A 22,602-nucleotide genomic window follows, 5' to 3' on the forward strand; every position below is an offset into this window, starting at 1 on the left:
ATAAAAATAACCGTCATCCGTTAAGAACGCTTAGCCGATAAATCCTAACCATGCGAGCCTATTGTAGAAGAAATTACTCCAGATCTAGATTGAATTAATTGCCATCGGTATCTTTCTATGCTTCGAAAAATACCTTCGCTATCTAAATGACAATAAGCCAGTAACTCTTCTCGGGATCCATGCTCTAAGAAGTAATCGGGTAGCCCATGTAAAAATAACGGTACTAAAATTCTATGCTTTGCTAGGCACTCACTCACCGCGCTACCTGCCCCACCTGCTATGGTATTATCCTCCACAGTCACCAATAATTCATGATTTTTGGCTATCGCTAAAACCATTTCTTCATCTAAAGGTTTAACAAAACGCATATTAACTACAGTAGCATTCATTTTCTCTGCAGCATCCAAAGCGGGGGACAACATAGCTCCAAAAGCAAAGATAGCAACGCCCTGTCCAGATCGTTTAAGCTCCGCCTTACCTAGTGGTAGTGCTGTCATTTTAGACTGAATTGCTACCCCAATCCCCTTACCGCGTGGATAGCGAACTGCCGCAGGTCGACCCAGCATAAATCCCGTATAGAGCATCTGTCGGCACTCATTTTCATCTGCTGGAGTCATCACTACCATATTGGGAATACAACGAAGGTAAGATAAATCAAAGCTACCGGTATGAGTTGGGCCATCTGGTCCCACCACTCCAGCCCGATCTATTGCAAATAGCACGGGTAAATTTTGAAGCGCAACATCATGGATTAGTTGATCATAAGCACGCTGGAGAAAAGTAGAGTAAATGGCAACAACTGGCTTTAGACCATCACAAGCCATACCCGCCGCTAAAGTAACGCTATGTTGTTCAGCAATACCCACATCAAAATAACGCCCTGGAAATCGTTCAGAAAACTCTACTAATCCAGATCCTTCTCGCATAGCAGGTGTAATCCCAACTAAATGCGGATCCTGCACGGCCATATCACATAACCACTGACTAAAAACTTGTGTATATGTTACCGATGATGGGGTTTTCTTTGAGCTTTGCTGCATCCCAACCTTAGGATCAAAAGGGACTACAGCATGGTAGGTTACCGGATTTTCTTCGGCTAACGTATAACCTTTACCCTTCTGGGTTACTATATGTAGTAGTCGAGGGCCACTTAGTTTATACAAGTTATGCAACGTACTCACTAAGGAAGTGAGACTATGCCCGCTAATAGGGCCAAAATAATTAAACCCCATTTCTTCAAATAGGGTTCCTGGCACTACCATACCTTTAACATGCTCCTCTGTTCGCCGCGCTAACTCCCACATTGGCGGCGGCATATGCTCTAGTACTTTCTTACTTCCTTCACGAACTGTAGAGTAAAAACGCCCCGTCAGCAGTCGAGTAAGATAACTAGATATTGCGCCAACATTAGGAGAAATAGACATCTCATTATCATTGAGGATAACCAGCAAATCAGCTCCAGATGCTCCAGCGTGATCGAGTGCCTCATAAGCCATTCCTGCCGTCATCCCCCCATCACCAATAATAGCTACTGCCTTACGATGGCTTCCCACCTGCTTAGCAGCAATCGCCATGCCAAGAGCGGCACCAATTGAGGTGCTTGAATGGCCAACACCAAAGGTGTCATAGGGGCTTTCTGCGCGGGAAGGAAAGGGAGCTAAACCACCCAATTGGCGGATAGTATTCAGCCGCTGTCGCCGCCCTGTAATAATTTTATGAGGATAAGCTTGATGCCCTACATCCCATACCAATCTATCCTCTGGAGTATTAAAAACATAGTGCAACGCAACAGTGAGCTCTATAGCTCCTAAGCCTGCTGCAAAGTGCCCTCCACTACAAGCAACAGAATGAAGAAGAAAGGCGCGCAGCTCCTCAGCTAGCACTGCCAGCTCAGCCTCAGTTAAACAGCGTATATCCTCCGGAGAGTCAATACGATCTAATAATGGATAATTAGTTGTAGAGGTCATAATCTATCAATTAAGATAGTAACAAAATTTTAATTATGTAAGGCAGCATCCTAGGATACAAGGATTTTTTTTAATTTACCGAAATACTTGATATACAGTTAAAACGTTCATTAGGAATAATTAATCTTCACTACTTTAGCAAGGCAATTAAATTAGCCTAGAATAAATCTAGAAACAATCTCTAACTATAAGAATTTTACCAATTTTACTTGCAAAGAATATGTGCAGTCTGTATTTTTTTAAGTTCATTGAAGCCATAACTTATTTAATATTATAATCTAAAATACATTAATTTATGCATTACTAGAAACAGTAGGATTAAATTCATGAAAGTTACCCTCTCTCAACCCCGGGGTTTTTGCGCTGGAGTGGTTCGTGCTATCGAGATAGTCGAGCAAGCGCTAGAAATTTATGGTGCCCCTATTTATGTACTGCATGAAATTGTTCATAATCAGCATGTTGTTCAAGATCTCAAGCAACGAGGAGTAATATTTACTGAGGATTTAGGATCTATACCCTCAGGATCAGTCACTATCTTCAGTGCCCATGGGGTCTCTACTACTATTGTAGAGTCAGCTAAAAATACTAGCTTACATATAATTGACGCTACCTGCCCTTTGGTTACAAAAGTGCATCTACAAGCGCAAAAATACCATCGCCAAGGGGATGAATTAATTATTATCGGCCATGCAGGTCATCCAGAAGTGGAAGGCACTCGCGGGCGAGTAAATGGAATGGTTCACGTTATTGAATCAATAGAAGAGGCCGAAACAATAGCGGTTAAAGATCCAGAACGGCTGGCTTACGTTACTCAAACAACTCTGAGTATCGATGATACCCGTGGCGTAGTAGATGCACTTAAGAGACGTTTCCCAAAGATCCATGGGCCGGAACTCGATGATATCTGTTATGCTACTCAAAATCGCCAAAACGCAGTACGAGAGATGAGTAAAGAGATAGACATCCTCTTAGTAGTGGGTGCGCGTAATAGTTCTAATTCTAACCGACTGCGGGAAGTAGGCGAGCAAAATGGTGTTACTGCCTATCTTATCCAAGATAGCCAAGATTTAGATTCAATCTGGTTTACCCCTCAATCACGGGTAGGCATTACTGCTGGAGCTTCAACACCAGAGGTACTCGTGCAAGAAGTCCTAAATAAATTGCGTAGCTATGGAGTAGACGAAGTTCGAGATTTAGATGGCGTTCAAGAGTCTATTAATTTTCGCCTACCCGCAACACTACTTCGCGCTAAGCTAAAGCAACAAGCAATAGATTCTGCTAATAAGTAAGAGTCAGGTTATTAAACAAAGGAAATGCAAAACATGGGTGTATTGGGTATATCTTTGCTCCAGCAATATCGTATCGGCCGCTACATTTTAGAGAAAAAACTCAGTGGCGAAAAACGTTATCCTCTAGTGTTAATGCTTGAACCTCTTTTTCGTTGTAACTTAGCCTGCGCAGGTTGTGGCAAGATCGACTATCCTGATGAGATTTTAGATAAACGCTTAAGCGTCCAAGAATGCTTGGGTGCAGTAGATGAGTGCGGCGCGCCCGTAATTTCTATTCCAGGAGGAGAACCTCTCCTTCACAAAGAAATGCCGGAAATTGTTGCTGGTATCATTAAACGTAAAAAATTTATATATCTTTGCACCAATGCGCTTCTTCTTTCCAAAAGAATCAAGGACTACACGCCTTCCCCTTATTTTGCTTTTTCCATCCATTTAGACGGTAACCGAGAGCATCATGATGCCTCTGTCTGCCAAGAGGGGGTGTTTGATCGAGCTGTAGCCGCTATTAAACTATGCCGTGAGCGAGGTTTTCGTGTTACGGTAAATTGTACTTTATTTCAAGGAGCAAAGCCGGAAGATGTCGCCAAATTCTTTGACTACTGCATGGAACTCGATATAGAAGGAATCACTATTTCACCGGGCTATAGTTATGAGCGAGCACCACGCCAAGATATCTTTCTTCAACGAGCTACCAGTAAGCGTTTATTCCGAGATATTTTTCGTTTAGGTAAAGGCCATAAATGGCGCTTTAACCAATCTAGTTTGTTCTTAGATTTCTTAGCCGGAAATCAAACCTACCAGTGCACACCTTGGGGTAATCCCACACGCAATATTTTTGGGTGGCAGCGCCCGTGCTACCTATTTTCAGAAGGCAATTATGCTCCCACTTTTAGGTCTCTGATGGAAGAGACTGATTGGGCTAAATACGGCACAGGAAATCACCCTAAATGCGCTAACTGCATGGCTCATTGCGGCTATGAGGCAACTGCTGTTAATGATACTTTAGATAATCCTCTAAAAGCATTTAAAGTCTTCCTTCAGGGGCCACGCCTTGAAGGCCCGTTAGCAGCTGAACTTCCAGTAAATTATCCAGAAAAGCCAGCTAGTGTTTCAATACCCATTGATGACCTGCATCACAAAAGCGGAGAAGCTTCGTGAAATAGATCCAAGACTTCCGCTATTTTATAGATGATAGATGTTCTGTAAGTAGCATCATAAGTGCTTTATTTATATTTTTAATCTTATCCAGATAATTTAATTATAGTCGTCTGGAGCATTCATAAACGCTCAAGCGTAAGATGAAAATAAAAGACCAACCTCAGCAGCAGCTCTCTATTCTCCATATGTATAAATGGAAAACCCAGCTTTCATTATTTGGAGAGATAAATCAACCAGCACAATACACTGTAGTGTAACCTAAGCATACAGATCCCTAGGGCCAGGACATAAAGCTTTATGAAACAAATATTAATTAAAGCCATACTCATAGTATCCATAGGCATTATATCTATAATCCCTTCCTTATCTTTAGCAGTAAAATGCCAATCTAAGAATTGCAGCGAGGAAATGAGATCAGCTTCTTCAGCGATCGAGAGCCTAAATACGGCTCTTTTATCAGTCATGAAAAAATCTAAGGAACTTGGATTTGAAGGCCGCTATCAACAGCTACTACCTGTGATTACCCAAGAATTTGATCTACCTTTCATTGCCCGTTATACCCTCAGCTCCTCTTGGAAGAATCTTAATCATGAACAACGTGAGCAATTTATAAAAACCTTTCAAGAATTATCTATTACTGACTATGCCAGCCACTTTAGTGACTATAGCGGCCAGCGTTTTTCTATTGAAGAAGAATCTCCCTTGCTTCGGGGAGGTATGCGAGTTCAAAGCAAGCTTATCGATTCTAGCGGCTCAAGTGTAATTTTTAATTACACTTTACGTAAATCTAATAACCAATGGCGAATCGTTAATGTTGTAGCTGATGGAGTGAGCGATCTAGCGGTGAAACGGGCTGAGTATCATCAGCTCATAAAAGCAGAAGGATTTGATGGCTTACTAGCTAAGCTTAAAGAGAAAATCGCACGCCACCAAAATTAAAACAGCTACTATTTAACTGTTGCCAAATTTTAAAGCAGTAATAATGCTATCTTCCAGTAAAACTACAAATAGATTTTTAGCAAACTATGTAAGTTCAGTCTATCGTTTAGCTCCTTGGATCATTACCATAATCCTATTAATTACGGGAGGAGCATTTTTTTATACCGCAGAAACCCTTACTGTTGATACTGACAGCGAAAATATTCTCTCACCTAACCTCCCCTTTCGACAAAGTGATAAGCGCTATATTCAGTTATTTCCTCAATACGAAAATACCCTTGTAGTTGTCATTGAAGGGGAGATTCCTGAGTATGCGTTAAATGGGGCCAAACGACTTGCGCATAAATTAGAGCAAAATCAAACTTTATTTAAAAGCGTTTATTTACCCGAGACAAACGATTTCTTTAATCGTAATGGTTTAATGTACCTAGATCTCCCTCATCTTGAGGAAATTGCGGATAACTTAGCCCAAGCACAACCGTTTTTAGGTCGATTAGCCCAAGATCCTACTCTTAGTAGTTTGCTGGAAATGCTTAATGATATCATTAAAGCAAAGCAAAGTGGGGAAACAACGCTTACTTTACAGCCTATCTTTAGCCCCATTAGTAAAGCTATAGAAAGTGTTCTCAATGGACGACCTCAGCCTCTATCTTGGCAAGAACTAATAGATAGAGATTCAACATCATCAATAAGAAAGCGCCAGCTTTTAATCGTTCAACCCCAAATGGATTTTAGCCGAATTCTCCCAGCAGGATCCGCCATTGAAGCCATTCGTACTCTGGCGAAAGAACTCCAGCTCGACTCTGCCCATGGAATAAAAGTACAAATCACAGGGGATGTTGCGCTTTCCCATGAGGAACTAGAAAGTGCCCTTAAAGGAAATGGTATTGCGGGTATACTGGCATTAGCGATGATTAGCGCTATACTTTTTATCGGATTACGTTCTATTTCCTTAATAGTAGCTATTTTATTAGGCCTCATTACTGGACTTATCCTGACAACCGGCTTTGCAACACTGGGAGTAGGCCACCTTAATGTAATCTCAACTGCCTTTGCTGTACTCTATATTGGGCTAGGGACTGAGTATGATATCCAATTTTGTATGCGCTATCATCAACTCATTCGTAATGGAATCAAAAAGCTGGATGCACTGCGTATAGCAGCCTCTGAGATAGGGATGGCGCTCGTATTATGCTCTCTAACCACTGTTGTTGCTTTTTATTCGTTTATCCCTACTGATTTCTCTGGAGTATCAGAACTAGGCTTGATTGCCGGCACTGGAATAATTATTAACTTAATCCTAACTCTAACACTTCTTCCCGCCTTATTACGTTTCTTGCCCATATCCACAACCTCTGCTCACTCCAAAGAAAAACAGGGAAAATTTGATTTTTTACTCAACTGGCCTCTATATTATAGGCGTAGTATTCTTTGGGGAAGTCTAATTTTAGGATTAGGAACATTACTCTTACTACCTCAGATCCGTTTTGATTATAATCCCCTTAATTTACGTAATCCTCATTCTGAGTCCGTATTAACCCTACAAAAACTTATTAATACTGAAGCTATTCCACCATGGAGCGCCGTTGCACTAGCCCCAGATAGCAACACGGCGGAGCGGCTTGCAGATCAATTTCGGCAACTTGATACTGTAGGTACAGTAATAACTGTACAAGATTTAATCCCAGATCAGCAAAACAAGAAACTCAATATTATTGACGATTTAGCATTGCTTTTAGGGTCGTTATTACAGTCACAAATAATAAACACTCCTCATCCAGAAGGATATGAGCAGTATCAAACAACACTAGATCAGTTTCTTCATACCCTAAATACCTATCTAGCTAATTCTGCAGTGCATCCTTCATTATCAGCCTATCAGCTAGCAGCAGATCTCCAGCAACTGAATGATCAACTTAAACAAACCGATCTTAGCGTGCAGCATCAGCTATTACTTACCTTACAAAGTAGCTTATTTTCCACCTTACCTACTAGCCTGACGCAGCTACAAAATTCGTTGCAAGCAGAGCCTATTACATTAAATAGTTTACCTGCTGAACTTCGAGATCGTTGGATAGCTTCAAATGGTGTTTATCGAGTTGAAATTTTTCCCAAAAAGGGATTTGATGCTAATGATACTGAAACCTTACGCCGCTTCGTGAATGAAATTCATAGTATCACCCCAGAGGCTACAGGGTCTCTAGTCATTAACCTAAAGGCAGGTGAGGCGATAGTGACCTCTCTCCAAAAGGCTTTTACCTATTCGCTAATTGTAATTATTATTATTTTACTATTCCTACTGCGTAGTCTAAAAGATATGGTATTAGTATTAATTCCTTTACTATTAGCTGGGATATTGCTAGGGGCGACTATGGTTATGTTCAATATCTCTTTTAATTTTGCTAATGTGATTGCTTTACCCCTACTGCTCGGGGTAGGCGTAGATAGCGGTATTTATATGGTCCACAGAATACGCAAAGCTCCCCCTGAAACGGGTAACCCCCTCAAAACCAGCACCGCTAGCGCTTTAGCCCTTAATACACTAATTACCGCCATTAGCTTTGGCAATCTAATATTTACCTCTCACCCAGGTATGGTCAGTATGGGGTTGGTGCTTGCTATTGGTATTATTTTAACTTTAATCTGTACCCTGCTCATTTTACCGGGATTACTTGTAACTAATCCTAAGAGGCTATAGATCGAACTAGCTAGAATTATTAAAATATCCACGCAATATAGTAAGTATAAGGAGAAAAACCATTGAGACTTCCGCGTAATCCAACCCGTCCTGTCTCCATCGGAAATATCACTATTGGTAATGGAAATCCAATAGCAGTACAGAGCATGTGCGCTACCCACACACAAGATATTGTAGCCACCGTAAAACAGGTCAATGATTTAGTAGAAGCGGGGGCTGATATCATCCGTATCGCTGTAGATACTAAACGAGACGTAGAAGCACTCGCTGATATTCGACAGCAAACCCAAGCTAATCTATCCGTGGATCTACAGGAAAGCTATCGGCTTGCCAAAACAGTCGCCCCTCATGTTGATAAGATTCGTTATAATCCCGGGCACCTCTACCATCATGAGAAACAAAAACCTTGGCAGGATAAGGTAAAATTCCTCGTAGACGTAGCAGGCGAAAATGATTGCGCTATCAGGGTTGGAGTCAATGGAGGATCAGTGGATCCTAGCAAAACGTCTAAATTCGCAGTAGATGATTCTATATCACCTATGCTCGCTAGTGCTTTTGAGCACTGTGAATTACTTGATAGTCTTAGCTTCACCCGATATTGTGTTTCTCTTAAAGACTCAGATCCGAGTAAAGTTATCGAGATTAATAAACGCTTTGCTGCTGATCGCCCAGATATTCCACTCCATCTTGGTGTTACCGAAGCCGGTATGCCTCCAGAAGGAATCATAAAAACCCGGATTGCCTTCGAGCAGCTTATTAGCCGAGGCATTGGTGATACTATTCGCGTTTCACTTACCTTACCCCTTAATCAAAAAGGAGAGGAAATCAAAGCTGGCCGCCAAATCCTTGCCGATATTGCCGCCGGACGCGTACGCAGTGTTGTCGACTATGGCTTAAAATCCCTTAATATTATTAGCTGCCCTAGCTGCTCTCGGGTAGAAAACGAAGCATTTATTGAGCTAGCACAACAAGTAAAAGCCATGACAGAGTATGCTGCCGATTATGCTATTACCATTGCTGTAATGGGTTGCCGCGTAAATGGGCCTGGAGAGACTGACGATGCAGATTTAGGTCTTTGGTGCGGACCTAAAGCGGTTAATCTTAAGCGGGGGAGCGAAACCCTAGGTAGCTATGGGTATAGTGAAATTTTACCTCGCCTGAAACAAGAGCTTGATCTTATTATTGCCGAGCGATCCAGAGTCTTAGTTTAATAATAATCCCTCACTAGCCTATGCTCATTGAGCAAATTTGGACTGATAACTGTTACCGTAATTTTAATTATTTGATTGCGTGCCCGCAAACAGGTGAGGCACTGGCTATTGATCCCCTTGATCACAGCAAATGTCTCACGATAGCCAAGTATCACGGCTGGGAAATTACCCAGATACTTAATACTCATGAGCATAGCGACCATACGGGGGGCAACCACGAGATGATGACCCAAACCCAAGCAAAGCTACTGGCTCATAAAAATGCGAAAAATAAGATACCCGCCATTGATCAAGGCTTAAGCGCTGGGGATATTATTAGAATAGGTAAAACAGTTGAGCTAGAAGTATTAGATACGCCTGGCCACACTATGAGTCATGTATGCTTATTTGCCCATCATGATCTCCCTGCTCTTTTTTGTGGTGATACTTTATTTAATGCCGGCGCAGGAAATTGTCACCATGGCGGTGATCCAACTGTCTTATATCATACGTTCACCCATCAACTTGCAAAGCTTCCTGAGACGACCCAAATTTATCCTGGCCATGAGTATATAGTTAACAATCTGCATTTTACCTTAGATCGTGAACCGGATAACACAGAGGCCGCATTACTACTACAAAAAATTATAGCCCAAGATCCAAACCACGCTTTCATCTCAACTCTTGCTCTAGAAAAAAAAATCAATACTTTCTTGCGCCTATACAGTCCAACAATAATTGCTAAATTGAATGAAAGTTTTCCTAAGCCACGCCATGATATAGATTCTAAATGGGTATTTCTTAAACTAAGGGAGCTTAGAAACAAATGGTAATAAGTATTTTTTTACAGCGCTCTATCTATTTAGCTAAAATTTTGAATAAGGATTGAAGGAATACTTTTACTTAGCATATATTCCTGATAGGATAAAACGGATATCCTATTACATCACAAATCTGCAATGCGTAGGTAGAATGGAAAGTAAAATACGCTGGCGTTATAAAGATCCCTACCGATACAACAGAGCACGGTATTAATATGGATTTACCGTCACCACCTCCAGCTAAAGAAAAAGAAATAGCTTTAAAAATGAAAGAACTTACCTTGCTTCACTTTAGCTGGCTATTCTACATAACCTAATAAACGGAGAAAAAAAATGAAACATAACTTAACTGCAGCATTAGTCATCAGCGCATTAACCTTTGCTGGAGGCAGCATGGTTGCTTACGCTGGGGGACATATAGATGAGGCCATTAAGCATGCTGAGGATGCTGCTACTCACGGAAAAGCAGGGCACGCAAAAGTTTTAGTGGAACATGACAAAGCAGCTTTAAAGCATGCTGAAGCAGCTGATAAAAAGGCCAAAGGCACAGAAAAACAACATTTAGATGAAGCTATCACTCACCTTAAAGAAGGAGTTAAGCAGGGTGAAGCAGGACACGCAGATGTTGCTACCCAACATACGAATGAAGGAATAACCCATTTAAAAGCGGCTGAAGATAAGTAAAATCATAAACAAATAGCAACTGACGGCTGGCTGGGTAGGGATATAAAATCTCTCTGCCCAGCCTTCCTAGTTATAATGCCGTGGTAAAGATGCGGATACACCCCACCGCAATTATTGCCCCTGAGGCAGAGTTAGGGGAAAACGTTACGGTTGGGCCTTATACAATTATCCATTCCCCGGTTAGCATTGGGGCAGAGACTACTATTGGGCCTCATGTCGTTATCCACCCTTTTGTACGATTAGGATATCAAAATAAAATTCACGCCCATGTTGTTATTGGGGATACCCCTCAAGATCTCTCCTTTAACAATATCGAAACTTGGGTCTACATCGGTAATAATAATATCTTGCGAGAAGGTGTTACTATTCATCGCTCAACGAAACTAAATCACCCTACCGAAATAAGCTGTAACTGCTATTTTATGGCCTACGCCCATGTGGCTCATGATTGTATTATCGGCCATCACGTTATTCTCACCAATAACGTTCTACTTGGAGGACACGTAGAAGTAGGTGATAAAGCGATCCTAGGTGGATCAGCAGTAGTACATCAGCACTGTCGAATCGGTGCTTATGCCATGGTTCAAGGAAACGGATCTGTAGGACAAGATGTACTACCCTATACCATTGTTGGCGGGCACCCTGTCCGCCATTATCGTCTAAATACCATAGGATTACGTCGAGCGGGAATTAATGGGGAACGCTACCGAACTTTAGAGCAAGCTTTCTGGTATCTTCGTAACGGCTCAGATTTAAGTAGCTTAGCCGAAACCCCCGAGATCTCCTACCTTAAAAACTGGCTTGCAGTAAAATCAAAACGCGGACTCCATCGCTTTGCTACTGAAAAATTAGGTAAATAAAACATACATTGGTTTTTACTGAGCCAACATAGCTATAGTAAGCTCAGCTATGGTCATTTCAGCACTCGCCCCTAATTTATCCTTGATCACCTGAAATTTTTGCCGTACCCTCTGGGCTTGCTTTTTATCTCGCAACAAGCTTAGAGCCTCTTGAGTTATCCGTTCTGGCGAGGCATCCTGCTGGATAAGCTCTGGAGCAATACCCTCATTTGCAATAATATTACAGAGCGCAATATGGTTAACTTTAACTAATAAACGTCCTACCCAATAGCTGAGAAATTTCAGCTTATAAACCACGACTAAGGGCACTTCCATTAAGGCTGCTTCCAAGGTGACGGTACCTGATGCCGCTATCATCACATCACAGGCTGCCATCACGTCATAAGAGCAACCAGAAATCACCTTTAAAGGAAGCTTACGACCTACTAAAAAAGGGACTATATCCGCTTCAGTTAACATAGGGGCTACTGGCAGTAAGTATTGAATTTCAGGCTCCTGCAAATAAATCTTTTCTGCAGTATCAAGCAGTATAGGTAGCAATCGTTTTATTTCGCTACGGCGACTTCCCGGTAATAAGCCCAATGATTTACAACCCGGATTAAAACCAAACTTAATCAACGCTTCATCACGGCTAAGCTTACTTTTAACCCCATGCTGTAATGGATGGCCTACAAAACGAACCGGAACACCAGCCTTTTCATAAAATGACACCTCAAATGGCAAGATAACTGCCATCATATCTACTAATCGACTAATTTTATGTATCCGATACTGTCGCCAAGCCCATACTTGAGGGCTAATGTAATACAACACTTTAATTCCAAGCCCTTTCGCTGTTTTAGCTAACCTAAGATTAAACTCTGGGTAATCCACTAAAATTAGCAGATCAGGCCGTCTTTCCTGAAGAAAACGACGCATTTTTTCTAATGCACTATATATCGTTTTAAAATGTGCTATTACCTCTACTAACCCCATCACCGCAAGCTGAGAGGAATCAAATAATACCTCTGTTACTCCGGCTGCCCGCATATTAGGCCCTGCAATACCACAAAAGCGCACATTAGGAGCAAGCTTATTAACCTCACGAATCAAATAAGCTCCATGCTGATCCCCTGAAGCCTCACCCGCTACAATAGCGACTAAGGGCTCACACCTTACCAAGTAAGGTACTCCGAATAACCTCAAGCACTCGATCTACCTGCTGATCGCTCATCTCAGGAAAAATAGGTAGTGAAAAACATTGAGCGGCTACCTGCTCACTTACTGGGAGGTTTACGCCAGCACATTCTTGCTGAAAAACAACTTGTCTATGGAGCGGAATTGGGTAATAAATCGCAGAGGCAATCTTGTTTGCGGCTAAAGCTGATATGATCTCATCTCGGTAGGGGGATAATACAGTATATTGATGGTAGACGTGCGTTCTATCTTTCTCTTCGTAGGGAGGGATACAATTGGGTAATTCTGCAAGCGCTGCGCTATAGCGCTGGGCAATACGCTGCCGTGCCCGATTATATTTATCAATATATTTAAGTTTTATTCGTAAAATAACCGCCTGTAACTCATCTAAGCGGCTATTAAAGCCAAGCTCCGAATGATGATAACGTTTCCAGCTTCCATGATCACGCAATACTCGAAGGTGAGCGGCTGCTTGATCAGAGGAGGTAGCAATCAATCCACCATCACCATAGCAGCCTAAGTTTTTACTAGGAAAAAAACTAAAGCAACCGGCAAATCCTAGCGCACCTGCCTTACGGTCAGAAATTTCCGCCCCGAAAGATTGAGCGCAATCTTCAATAATCAACAGATTATGCTTAGCTGCAATAGCCTCTAAATCAGACATATCAGCCCCCTGGCCAAACAGGTGCACTGGGAGAATAGCGCGAGTTTTTGGGGTAATAGCTGCCTCTACTTGCCTAGTATCAATATTAAATGTTTTTTCATCAATATCGACAAACACAGGATGAGCACCCACGTAGCAAATAGCCTCAGCTGTTGCAATGAAAGTAAACGGCGTAGTGATTACTTCATCCCCCTCTCCAATCCCAGCCGCAATTAAAGCCAGATGAAGCGCATCGGTCCCCGAGGCAACACCCACAGTGTGAGTTACCCCTAGATAGGTGGCAACCTCTTCTTCAAATGCTTTTACATTAGGGCCAAGAATAAATTGACTCTCTATCAGTGCCTGCGCTAAAGCCTCATCTATCTCCGCTTTGAGCGTTTGATACTGCACCTTCAAGTCCACCATTGGCAGCATAATATTGTCCTAATTTTTAAGCTGAATTTTTAGCATTTGGCCAATTTGGAGCGCAACGGCTAAAGCTTGCCGCCCCTCCTCTCCACTCACTGATGGCTTGGTACCATTTTTAACCGCCTTTAGAAAGGAATCAATTTCAGCCATCATCGCATCGCTTTGATCAAAATTACGCTCCTCACCAGTAATCTCTGGAATACCAGGAAACATCTCTTGCGTACCTTTACGAAGAATATTTAACTTTTTATCCTGAAAATCAACAGAAATATAAGCATCTTGCTGAAATATTCGCATTTTACGTTGCGCTTTCATACTGACACGGCTAGCAGTTACATTAGCCACACAGCCATTAGTAAATTGGATGCGAGCATTTGCTATATCTATATCACCTGTTAATACTGATACCCCATTAGCGTGAATGGTACTAATTGGAGATTTCACCACGCTGAGTATAATATCAATATCGTGAATCATTAGATCCAGTACGACGCTAACGTCGATCCCTCTAGGATTAAAAGAGGCAAGGCGATGGGACTCAATAAACTGAGGACTCTTAACTATCTTCTGTAGTGCTATGGTGGTAGCATTAAACCGCTCCAAATGCCCAATCTGAAGAATGAGTCGGTAACGATTAGCCAACGCTATTAGCTCGTTAGCCTCAGCAAGGGTGGCAGTCATAGGTTTTTCCAGTAAAATATGAATCCCCTCACGCAAGCAATCCCTAGCCACTTGATAATGAGAGTGGGTAGGAACAACAATACTCACTGCTTCTACCTTACCAAATAAATCTCGATAATCCGTTAATGCAGCTATTCCATACTCCCCAGCAACTTGGCTAGCAATTTCTGGATTTAAATCTACCACTGCAACTAATGTAGAATGAGTTAATGCTGCATATTTTTGGGCATGAAAACGCCCTAAGTATCCAGCACCAATGACTGCTGTCTTAATCTTATTTTCGCTACTAAAATTCACGTATAGTTTCCATGACTAAGTAACAAAAAAAATGAAGCAAAGACTAAATCATTAATCCAGCAGTTACCTTTAACAAAGGGAGATAACACTCATTTACCCAAAAAAGTGAGTACTATTGTTGCAAATACCTCAGGCGCTTCAGCATGAAGCCAATGCCCAGATTTAGGAATAGACACCATCTCCGCCTTTGGAAACCATTTCCTAATTCCTATCTTATCACCGCCACGGATATAGCCTGAATCTTCTCCTTTGATAAATAAGCTAGGGCCTAGATATACATTTTTTCCTACCACTGCTGCACAAATCGCCTGATAATTTTGCTGTAAGTTATTTAAATTGATACGCCAGCTATAACCCCCTTTGTTTTTCTCTAAATTCATCAATAAAAACTGCCGAGTCTCCAAATTTGGAATCTGACGGGATAGCGCTTCATCAATTTCTAAGCGGTTTTTATAAGCGGTAAGGTTTAGCTCACTTAAGGCGTTAAAAATCAAAAGATGTTCTGGCGCATAAGCACGTGGGGCAATATCTGCAACTAGCAGGTGGGTAATCCGGTTAGGGAAGTCCAAAGCACACTGCATTGCAATCTTTCCTCCCAAAGAATGTCCCAATAAAGCAGCTGTATCTATACTCTGCTCATCCATAAAATCGATTAAATCTTGCGCTAACGAAGGGTAATTAAAAATTGCTTTAGGAGGTGAATGACCATGATTAGGTAAATCTATCGTAATTACTTGGAATTGACGGGAAAATGCTGTTGCTAAGCTGCGCCAATTGCTGATAGAGCCAAATAAACCATGTAGAATAATAAGCGGTGTCCCTTTCCCTTGAACCTGGTGATGGAGTTGCATAAAAGGGTTTTTCTCTAGCTCAGGTTGCCCTTACAAGGAGTCCCATAAAATCATCTACGGACATTGTCAGCAATCGATCACGATTAGTATAAAGATCCAAAATAGCTTGGCATCGATCGAGGGGGAAACAGGCGTGGAGACTATTTTGAAATTTTTCTAGTAACAAAGATAGCGCTTCCGTGCGGCGCAATGGATGCCCTAAAGGATAAGCTACCTCTATCCGGGGGGTGGCGCTCCCATCGCTAAAAAATATCTGAATGGCATTAGCAATCGAACGCTTATCAGAATCCAAATAGTTTTGGGTAAATTCTCGCTTCTCAATCACCTTCATCTTATTTCGCAAAACATCAATACGCGGATCGCCAGCTCGCTCATTCTCGTAATCACTCATAGTAAGTTTACCATCCAACAAGGCTACTGCTACCATATACTGTAAACAATGATCCCGATCTGCTGAGTTATGGAGAGGGCCAGTCTTATCTATAATCCGCAATGCGGGCTCTTGGGTTTCAATCACAATCTGCTCAATCTCCTCTAATCGGGGTATTGCTTGAGGATGTAATGAAATTGCAGCCTCAATAGCAGTCTGCGCATGAAACTCAGCTGGATAAGCTACCTTAAACAGAATATTTTCAACTACATAGCTATTAAAGCCTCGTGACAATGTAAATGCTTTTCCTTTAAATAACACTTCATAAAAACCCCAACCCGGGGCAGTGAGTGCGGAAGGATATCCCATTTCCCCCTGCAAAACCATCAGTGCCAGACGTAAACCCCGGCTGGTGGCATCACCTGCAGCCCAACTTTTGCGAGATCCCGTATTGGGCGCTTGGCGATAAACCCGCAAAGTGCCTCCATCAACCCAAGCATTGGAAAGCGCATTAATCACCTGATCACGAGATCCGCCTAATAGAAAAGCGGCTACCCCCGCACTAGCGACCCGAACTAGCAATACATGATCTAACCCTACTCGATTAAAAGAATTTTCCAAAGCAAGTACGCCTTGAATTTCATAAGCCTTAATCAAGGCTGTTAGCACTTGACCCATCTGTAGCGGTGTTTCCCTTCGCTCTTGTCTACGGCGACTCAGATAATCTGCGCTCGCTAAGATAGCTCCCAGATTATCAGAAGGATGACCCCATTCAGCGGCTAGCCAAGTATCATTGAAGTCTAACCAACGAATCATACAGCCGATATTAAAAGCGGCTTGAACTGGATCAAGCTCATAGGATGTTCCTGGGACTCTAGCGCCATCAGGTAAAACAGCCCCAGGAACAACAGGGCCTAGTAACCGCCAGCAAGCCTCATTTCTAAGGGCAAGAAAACTGCAGGCTAAGCTGTCCAATAAACAGTAATGAGCAGACTCATAAGCCGTTGGGCTAGTAATTACCCCATCAATAATATAATCAGCGATGGTCGTTAGTATCGTATCTACGGGTTGTTGAGTTGAGGGAAGGGTATTCATATAGACTCCAATCAACGTTGCTCAATAGGCACAAAATCCCGATTCTCTGGGCCAATATATTCCGCCATAGGGCGAATCAGCTTACTATCGCTTCGCTGCTCCATAATATGGGCAGCCCAGCCCGCTATTCGAGCACATACAAAGACAGGGGTATAAAGCTCAATAGGAATACCCAGAAAACGGTAAGCAGGTGCCATATAAAAATCCAGATTAGGAAACAGGTTTTTCTCTCGCCTCATTACCATCTCGATCCGCTCCGCAATGGGAAATAAGCGATTATCTCCAATCTTATCCGCTAACTGCTGGCACCAGCGCTTAATGACTGCATTTCTAGGATCAGATTCTTTATAGATCCGATGGCCAAAACCCATGATTTTTTCTTTTTCTACTAACATTGCCATGATCTCATTCTCAGCGTCATCAGGATTGCTAAAACGATCAATTAATACCATAGCTGCCTCATTAGCTCCCCCATGCAAAGAGCCACGTAAAGCCCCAATCGCTGCAGTAACCGCAGAATAAAAATCAGAGGCTGTTGAGGTGACTACCCGAGCAGTAAAAGTAGAAGCCGCAAATTCATGCTCAGCATAAAGGGTTAGGGAAATATCTAATACTCGCCGAGAGATCTCATCAGGAGGCGTATTATGGAGCAACTGTAAAAAATGCCCAGCTATTGAATCCTCAGCCGTTCGTGTCTCAATACGCACCCCTTGATGATGAAATTGATACCAATACAGCAGCATGGAAGGAAATAGCGCTATCAACCGATTAGCAATATCCTGCTGCGGAGTTATATCAGTTTCAGGTTCCAGACAACCTAAAGCTGAACAACCGGTACGTATCACATCCATAGGATGGCTTTCTCTAGGCAATGCTTCTAGTACCAGTTTTAATTCTTTAGGTAAGCCACGTAAGGATTGTAGCTGCCTCCGATACTGCGTAAGCTGGTTGTAGGTAGGGAGTTGACCATAAAGTAGTAAATAAGCTACTTCCTCAAAACTAGCCTGCTCAGCTAACACTTCAAGCGGATAACCTCGATAAGTCAATCCCCTAGATTCTTTTCCTACAGTACTGATTTTAGTTTTGCCAGCAATAATTCCAGCTAAACCGCTGCTGGTTTTTCCTGTACTCATATTTTCTCCTTTAACGGGAACGCATCCCGCTGGCGTTCATCGTCATAATAACCTAGAATTTCGTAGAGTTCTTCGCGGGTTTGCATACTAGCTATCAAGCGCTTCTGAGTGCCCTCCTGACGCAAAATCTGGTAGGTTTTTAAGGCCGCTGCCGCCATAACACGGAAAGCCGTGAGTGGATAGAGGACGATCTTGACTCCAGCGCCTTGAAGCTCCTTCACTGTAAATAAAGGCGTACGCCCAAATTCAGTGATATTAGCCAGTACAGGCACTTTAACGGCTTGGGTAAAATATTGATATTCATTAAGAGATTGTAGTGCCTCGGCAAAAATCATATCAGCTCCTGCTGCTACATAACGTTGCGCCCGATCTGCCGCTGCCTCCAAACCTTCTACCGAGTAAGCATCAGTACGGGCCATAATCACAAACTGATCATCTATACGCCCGTTTACCGCTGCCGCTATCCGAGTCACCATTTCATCAATACTGATTAAAACCTTACCTGGTCGATGGCCGCAACGTTTACCGAACACTTGATCTTCTAAATGCAGTCCCGCCGCTCCAGCCCGTGCTAAGGAACGCACAGTATGGGCAATCATCAATCTATCCCCCCAGCCCGTATCTGCATCCACTAAGAGGGGTAAATCTGTTACTGCCACAATACGGCAAACTTCATTGACCACTTCTGTTAAGGTGGTCAACCCCAGATCGGGTAAGCCAAAGGCAGCGTTAGCAACTCCAGCGCCTGAAAGATAAATAGCCCTAAAGCCCGCCTGCTCAGCAAGTAATGCCGTATAAGCATTAATTACCCCTACTAATTGCAAAGGACATTCCGCCGTAATAGCAGCACGTAAAACGGTACCAGGACTATTATTTTCAGCAACCATGATTATCCTGATCTCTTATCAAAAATTGTAATAAGATTATACAAAACTCAGTGTACAATAAAATCCGTTAGTTAATCAGATTCTAATTAGCTAAAAATCAATTTTTTAAAATATAATATGATGGTCGTTGGAAGCTTTGCTGAATAAAATATCAATACCCAACCTCAACCGCTTAAGCTAAACCCATTCAGATTATTTTCCCCCAGATCTTAAAAATTATCGTTATTTACCTGCTAACTCACACTAACAAGTGTGTTTTTCAGGAAAATAAAATCTAATGGGTAAAATCTAAAACTATAACTTCATTAGATTTTTCCCCCATTAAATTAAGGTAATCAACATTTCTATGGAGGCACTGGAAAAGCTAAAAATTCATCGTGTCCCCAAAACTACACCCCAGCAAGTGCCGAAACCCAATCGTAGATGGATTAGGGTATTCATCAGTCTACTGATTGGAGTCATCACCCTCTACTTTATTTATACCAAAATCCTACGATCGGGCACCCAGATAATAGTGGGGACAATCTCCCTAGCCTATCCTGCTCAAGAATATACTTTATTTAATGCGACCGGTTATGTAGTCCCCCAAACCAAAGCAGATATTGCCTCTAAGGCTACCGGCCAATTAGAAGCGCTGGAAGTTGAAGAAGGTGATTATGTCAAAAAAGGCGATGTCATTGCTCGTCTAGAAAATCGAGATGTCTTAGCCACTATGGCAAAAGCTAAAGCCAATATTGCGATTACCCAAGCAGGACTGCTTGAAGCTAAAGCTGAATTAGAAAATGCGGCTATTACGCTAAAGCGCCTTAAAAGCCTTGTTAATCGAAATTTAGCTACTCAAGCAGATTATGATATAGCAAAAGCCCGTTATGATACTGCTGAGGCAAAAGTACAAAGTGCCAGAGCCAACATCTTAGTGGCTGAAGCGGGCTATCAAGAAGCTAAAGTTGCGGTAGAATACACCCTCATTCGCGCCCCTTTTGATGGAGTTATCTTAAAAAAACATGCTGATCTAGGCGATGTGGTAGCGCCTTTCTCCTCAGCCATGCAATCTAAAGGCACAGTAGTCTCCATGGCCGATATGAACACGCTACAGGTCGAGGTAGATGTTTCAGAGTCAAATCTCATGCAGGTTAAAATTAATCAACCTTGCCAGATCCAGCTCGACGCTTTCCCCGATAATCGCATCCGGGGCCGGGTACATATGATTATCCCTACCGTAGATAGAGCCAAGGCAACGATATTAGTGAAGGTTCGCTTTATTGATCGAGATGATCGCATCTTACCCGATATGAGCGCCCGAGTTGCATTTCTCTCCCAAGAACTCTCATCCCAAGATCTACAACCCTATATTGTTGCCCCAATCTCAGCTATTTTTCTCAATAATAATCAAGCCTATGCCTTCCGCATCCGCAATAATATTGCTTACCAAACACCCGTCATTATTGGAGAACAATGGAGAGATTTAGTGGTTATAAAATCGGGGCTTGCTAATGGCGATAAAGTGGCTATTCATCTATCCACTAAGCTGAGAGATGGTACCCAAGTGATATTCAGCAGCACGAATAATTAACTCGGCTCATTCGATGTGATCAAAATAGAAAAAATCAGCAAATCCTACCAACGGGGTAGCCAAATTATCCCAGTGCTTGAAGATATTAATCTCACCATCGCTGAAGGGGAATTTATTGCCCTTATGGGACCCTCAGGATCGGGTAAAAGCACCCTGCTTAACTTAATCGCGGGTATTGATACCCCTGATAGGGGCAATTTGTATGTCAATAATATTGATATCGCCACATTATCTGAACGGGATCTGGCTCAATGGCGATCTGAACACGTAGGCTTTATCTTTCAGTTTTATAACTTAATGCCGGTGCTCACCGCCTTTGAAAACGTAGAGCTCCCTTTACTGCTCACCCCGTTATCTCGGAATGAACGAAAAGAACACGTAACATTGGCGCTGACCGTGGTCAGTCTTCAAGATCGAATGGATCATTATCCTTCCCAGCTTTCAGGGGGCCAACAACAACGGGTAGCCATTGCCCGAGCTTTAGTCACCGATCCCACCCTGATTGTGGCTGATGAGCCTACTGGAGATTTGGATCGTGAGTCTGCGCAGGAAGTTCTAAACTTACTACAGCACCTTAACCGAGAATTACGAAAAACCATTATCATGGTCACTCATGATCAAGCGGCTGCTAATCGAGCGCATATTATTAAACATCTGGATAAAGGCATCCTCATAGATGAACTGCCCCTATAAAATCCCATGCAGTATTTATTGCTATTAATCACCCGAAACGCTTTCCGTCAAAAACTTCGTACCCTCCTCACCATTCTTGGAATTGTAATTTCCACAGTGGCTTTTGGCCTGCTCCGTACGGTAGTGGATGCTTGGTATGGAAAGGCCGAATCAGCTTCATCCGCCCACCTGATTACTCGCAACGCTATCTCACTCGTTTTTCCTCTCCCCCTCAGCTATAAAAATAAAATTCAACAAATCAGAGGCGTTGCTGCCATCAGCTATTCCAATTGGTTTGGTGGTATTTATAAAAGTGAGAAAAATTTTTTCCCCCAATTTGCTGTTGAGCCACACAGCTATCTAAACCTTTATCCCGAATATTTGCTCTCCTCTGAGGAAAAGAAAAATTTTTTTCGCGATCGCCAAGGGGCTATTGCGGGTAAAAGATTAGCCCAAAAATATGGCTGGAAAGTGGGCGATATTATTCCTATTCGCGGCACCCTCTATTCAGGTGACTGGAATTTTATGCTACGGGGTATTTACCAAGGCGCTCATAAAACCACTGACGAAACTTTATTTCTTTTTCAATGGGAATACTTAAATGAAAAACTCAAAGAAGTAGCAGAAAAACGCACCGATCACGTGGGTATCTATATTATTGGCTTAGAAAATGCTAGCCAAGCTGCTGAAGTATCACAGGCAGTTGACGATTTATTTAAAAATTCACCGGCAGAGACTCTTACAGAAACAGAAAAAGTTTTTCAACTGGGCTTTGTAGCCATGACTGAAGCCATTGTCACGGTAATTAAAATAGTTTCCTTTGTGATTGTTGCGATTATCATGGCCATCATGGCCAACACTATGGCTATGAGCGCCCGGGAACGAAAACGAGAGTACGCGACTTTAAAAGCACTCGGGTTTCCTGGCAGATTTATTGCGCTATTGGTTTATGGAGAATCCATTATTATTGCCATGACCGGCGGTCTCATTGGGCTTGGCTTACTTTATCCTACAGCCACAATCTTTGTCAGTAAAATGGGTACTTTCTTTCCGGTCTTCAAGGTGGCTACTAAAACCGCATGGTTATCCCTAGGCACCGCATTTATGGTAGGGGTTAGCGCAGCAATTGTTCCCGCCTGGCAAGGCGCTCATACCCCTATCTTGAGTGGTTTTCGAGAGGTGGGTTAAC

At 42.4% G+C, this 22,602-nt stretch carries 19 protein-coding genes; 11 read left to right on the forward strand and 8 right to left on the reverse strand.

Features of this window, described 5'->3' with window-relative positions; translation table 11 throughout:
- Nucleotides 1-44 precede the first annotated feature (44 nt).
- Nucleotides 45-1,967 (reverse strand): 1-deoxy-D-xylulose-5-phosphate synthase, encoded by a 1,923-nt coding sequence (dxs, locus tag TAO_RS05950; protein ID WP_096527059.1) that lies wholly within the window; start codon nt 1,965-1,967, stop codon nt 45-47.
- A 326-nt stretch (nt 1,968-2,293) separates the two neighbouring features.
- Here dxs and ispH point away from each other — a divergent pair, with 326 nt between their 5' ends.
- From ispH to lpxA, 8 genes are all read left to right on the forward strand, one after another.
- Nucleotides 2,294-3,256: a 4-hydroxy-3-methylbut-2-enyl diphosphate reductase gene (gene ispH / locus TAO_RS05955; protein ID WP_096527060.1), complete on the forward strand. Its 963-nt coding sequence runs from the start codon at nt 2,294-2,296 to the stop codon at nt 3,254-3,256.
- 33 nt (nt 3,257-3,289) lie between these two features.
- Entirely contained in the window at nt 3,290-4,414 is a 1,125-nt protein-coding gene (gene hpnH, locus TAO_RS05960) for an adenosyl-hopene transferase HpnH (RefSeq protein ID WP_231910604.1), read from the forward strand.
- 297 nt (nt 4,415-4,711) lie between these two features.
- On the forward strand, nt 4,712-5,353 hold the full coding sequence (locus TAO_RS05965) for an HpnM family protein (RefSeq protein WP_096527061.1): 642 nt from the start codon (nt 4,712-4,714) through the stop codon (nt 5,351-5,353).
- Nucleotides 5,354-5,396: 43 nt separating this feature from the next.
- Entirely contained in the window at nt 5,397-8,051 is a 2,655-nt protein-coding gene (locus tag TAO_RS05970; protein WP_096527062.1) for an MMPL family transporter, read from the forward strand.
- A 62-nt stretch (nt 8,052-8,113) separates the two neighbouring features.
- Nucleotides 8,114-9,262 (forward strand): (E)-4-hydroxy-3-methylbut-2-enyl-diphosphate synthase, encoded by a 1,149-nt coding sequence (ispG, locus tag TAO_RS05975; protein WP_096527063.1) that lies wholly within the window; start codon nt 8,114-8,116, stop codon nt 9,260-9,262.
- Nucleotides 9,263-9,282: 20 nt separating this feature from the next.
- The gene (locus TAO_RS05980) at nt 9,283-10,074 is read left to right on the forward strand and encodes a hydroxyacylglutathione hydrolase (protein ID WP_096527064.1); all 792 of its coding nucleotides are present in this window, start codon (nt 9,283-9,285) and stop codon (nt 10,072-10,074) included.
- A 321-nt stretch (nt 10,075-10,395) separates the two neighbouring features.
- Nucleotides 10,396-10,746 (forward strand): small metal-binding protein SmbP, encoded by a 351-nt coding sequence (gene smbP, locus TAO_RS05985; RefSeq protein ID WP_096527065.1) that lies wholly within the window; start codon nt 10,396-10,398, stop codon nt 10,744-10,746.
- 89 nt (nt 10,747-10,835) lie between these two features.
- A complete protein-coding gene (gene lpxA / locus TAO_RS05990) occupies nt 10,836-11,606 on the forward strand; it encodes an acyl-ACP--UDP-N-acetylglucosamine O-acyltransferase (protein WP_096527066.1) in 771 nt (256 codons plus the stop codon).
- A gap of 15 nt (nt 11,607-11,621) precedes the next feature.
- Here lpxA and lpxB read toward each other — a convergent pair whose 3' ends face one another.
- The 7 genes from lpxB to prpB all read right to left on the reverse strand — a co-directional run bounded on the left by lpxB (nt 11,622) and on the right by prpB (nt 19,168).
- On the reverse strand, nt 11,622-12,767 hold the full coding sequence (gene lpxB / locus TAO_RS05995; protein WP_096527067.1) for a lipid-A-disaccharide synthase: 1,146 nt from the start codon (nt 12,765-12,767) through the stop codon (nt 11,622-11,624).
- Nucleotides 12,754-13,860: a DegT/DnrJ/EryC1/StrS family aminotransferase gene (locus TAO_RS06000; RefSeq protein WP_096527068.1), complete on the reverse strand. Its 1,107-nt coding sequence runs from the start codon at nt 13,858-13,860 to the stop codon at nt 12,754-12,756. Before TAO_RS06000 ends, lpxB begins: the two co-directional genes overlap by 14 nt.
- Nucleotides 13,861-13,869: 9 nt before the next feature.
- Nucleotides 13,870-14,832, reverse strand: a complete 963-nt coding sequence (locus TAO_RS06005) for a Gfo/Idh/MocA family protein (protein WP_096527069.1) — start codon at nt 14,830-14,832, stop codon at nt 13,870-13,872.
- 89 nt (nt 14,833-14,921) lie between these two features.
- Entirely contained in the window at nt 14,922-15,683 is a 762-nt protein-coding gene (locus TAO_RS06010) for an alpha/beta fold hydrolase (protein WP_096527070.1), read from the reverse strand.
- A gap of 19 nt (nt 15,684-15,702) precedes the next feature.
- Entirely contained in the window at nt 15,703-17,148 is a 1,446-nt protein-coding gene (locus TAO_RS06015; protein ID WP_096527071.1) for a bifunctional 2-methylcitrate dehydratase/aconitate hydratase, read from the reverse strand.
- 11 nt (nt 17,149-17,159) lie between these two features.
- Entirely contained in the window at nt 17,160-18,281 is a 1,122-nt protein-coding gene (gene prpC, locus TAO_RS06020) for a bifunctional 2-methylcitrate synthase/citrate synthase (protein WP_096527072.1), read from the reverse strand.
- Nucleotides 18,278-19,168, reverse strand: a complete 891-nt coding sequence (gene prpB, locus TAO_RS06025; protein ID WP_096527073.1) for a methylisocitrate lyase — start codon at nt 19,166-19,168, stop codon at nt 18,278-18,280. The genes prpC and prpB overlap by 4 nt, the downstream gene beginning before the upstream one ends.
- Before the next feature lie 346 nt (nt 19,169-19,514).
- Here prpB and TAO_RS06030 point away from each other — a divergent pair, with 346 nt between their 5' ends.
- From TAO_RS06030 to TAO_RS06040, 3 genes are read left to right on the forward strand one after another with little or no spacing between them, the layout of a single operon-like run.
- The gene (locus TAO_RS06030) at nt 19,515-20,741 is read left to right on the forward strand and encodes an efflux RND transporter periplasmic adaptor subunit (RefSeq protein ID WP_096527074.1); all 1,227 of its coding nucleotides are present in this window, start codon (nt 19,515-19,517) and stop codon (nt 20,739-20,741) included.
- 15 nt (nt 20,742-20,756) lie between these two features.
- Complete coding sequence (locus tag TAO_RS06035; protein WP_096527075.1) at nt 20,757-21,434, forward strand: ABC transporter ATP-binding protein; 678 nt, start codon at nt 20,757-20,759, stop codon at nt 21,432-21,434.
- 6 nt (nt 21,435-21,440) lie between these two features.
- Complete coding sequence (locus TAO_RS06040) at nt 21,441-22,601, forward strand: ABC transporter permease (RefSeq protein ID WP_096527076.1); 1,161 nt, start codon at nt 21,441-21,443, stop codon at nt 22,599-22,601.
- The last annotated feature ends 1 nt before the right edge of the window (nt 22,602 follow it).

The sequence above is a fragment of the Candidatus Nitrosoglobus terrae genome (genome assembly GCF_002356115.1).
Lineage (GTDB): Bacteria > Pseudomonadota > Gammaproteobacteria > Nitrosococcales > Nitrosococcaceae > Nitrosoglobus > Nitrosoglobus terrae.

Coding starts and splice junctions, on each gene's coding strand:
- dxs (WP_096527059.1), bottom strand. CDS start 1,967: ATGACCTCTACAACTAATTATCCATTATTAGATCGTATTGACTCTCCG.
- ispH (WP_096527060.1), top strand. CDS start 2,294: ATGAAAGTTACCCTCTCTCAACCCCGGGGTTTTTGCGCTGGAGTGGTT.
- hpnH (WP_231910604.1), top strand. CDS start 3,290: ATGGGTGTATTGGGTATATCTTTGCTCCAGCAATATCGTATCGGCCGC.
- TAO_RS05965 (WP_096527061.1), top strand. CDS start 4,712: ATGAAACAAATATTAATTAAAGCCATACTCATAGTATCCATAGGCATT.
- TAO_RS05970 (WP_096527062.1), top strand. CDS start 5,397: ATGCTATCTTCCAGTAAAACTACAAATAGATTTTTAGCAAACTATGTA.
- TAO_RS05980 (WP_096527064.1), top strand. CDS start 9,283: ATGCTCATTGAGCAAATTTGGACTGATAACTGTTACCGTAATTTTAAT.
- smbP (WP_096527065.1), top strand. CDS start 10,396: ATGAAACATAACTTAACTGCAGCATTAGTCATCAGCGCATTAACCTTT.
- lpxA (WP_096527066.1), top strand. CDS start 10,836: ATGCGGATACACCCCACCGCAATTATTGCCCCTGAGGCAGAGTTAGGG.
- TAO_RS06000 (WP_096527068.1), bottom strand. CDS start 13,860: ATGCTGCCAATGGTGGACTTGAAGGTGCAGTATCAAACGCTCAAAGCG.
- TAO_RS06010 (WP_096527070.1), bottom strand. CDS start 15,683: ATGCAACTCCATCACCAGGTTCAAGGGAAAGGGACACCGCTTATTATT.
- TAO_RS06015 (WP_096527071.1), bottom strand. CDS start 17,148: ATGAATACCCTTCCCTCAACTCAACAACCCGTAGATACGATACTAACG.
- prpC (WP_096527072.1), bottom strand. CDS start 18,281: ATGAGTACAGGAAAAACCAGCAGCGGTTTAGCTGGAATTATTGCTGGC.
- prpB (WP_096527073.1), bottom strand. CDS start 19,168: ATGGTTGCTGAAAATAATAGTCCTGGTACCGTTTTACGTGCTGCTATT.
- TAO_RS06030 (WP_096527074.1), top strand. CDS start 19,515: ATGGAGGCACTGGAAAAGCTAAAAATTCATCGTGTCCCCAAAACTACA.
- TAO_RS06040 (WP_096527076.1), top strand. CDS start 21,441: ATGCAGTATTTATTGCTATTAATCACCCGAAACGCTTTCCGTCAAAAA.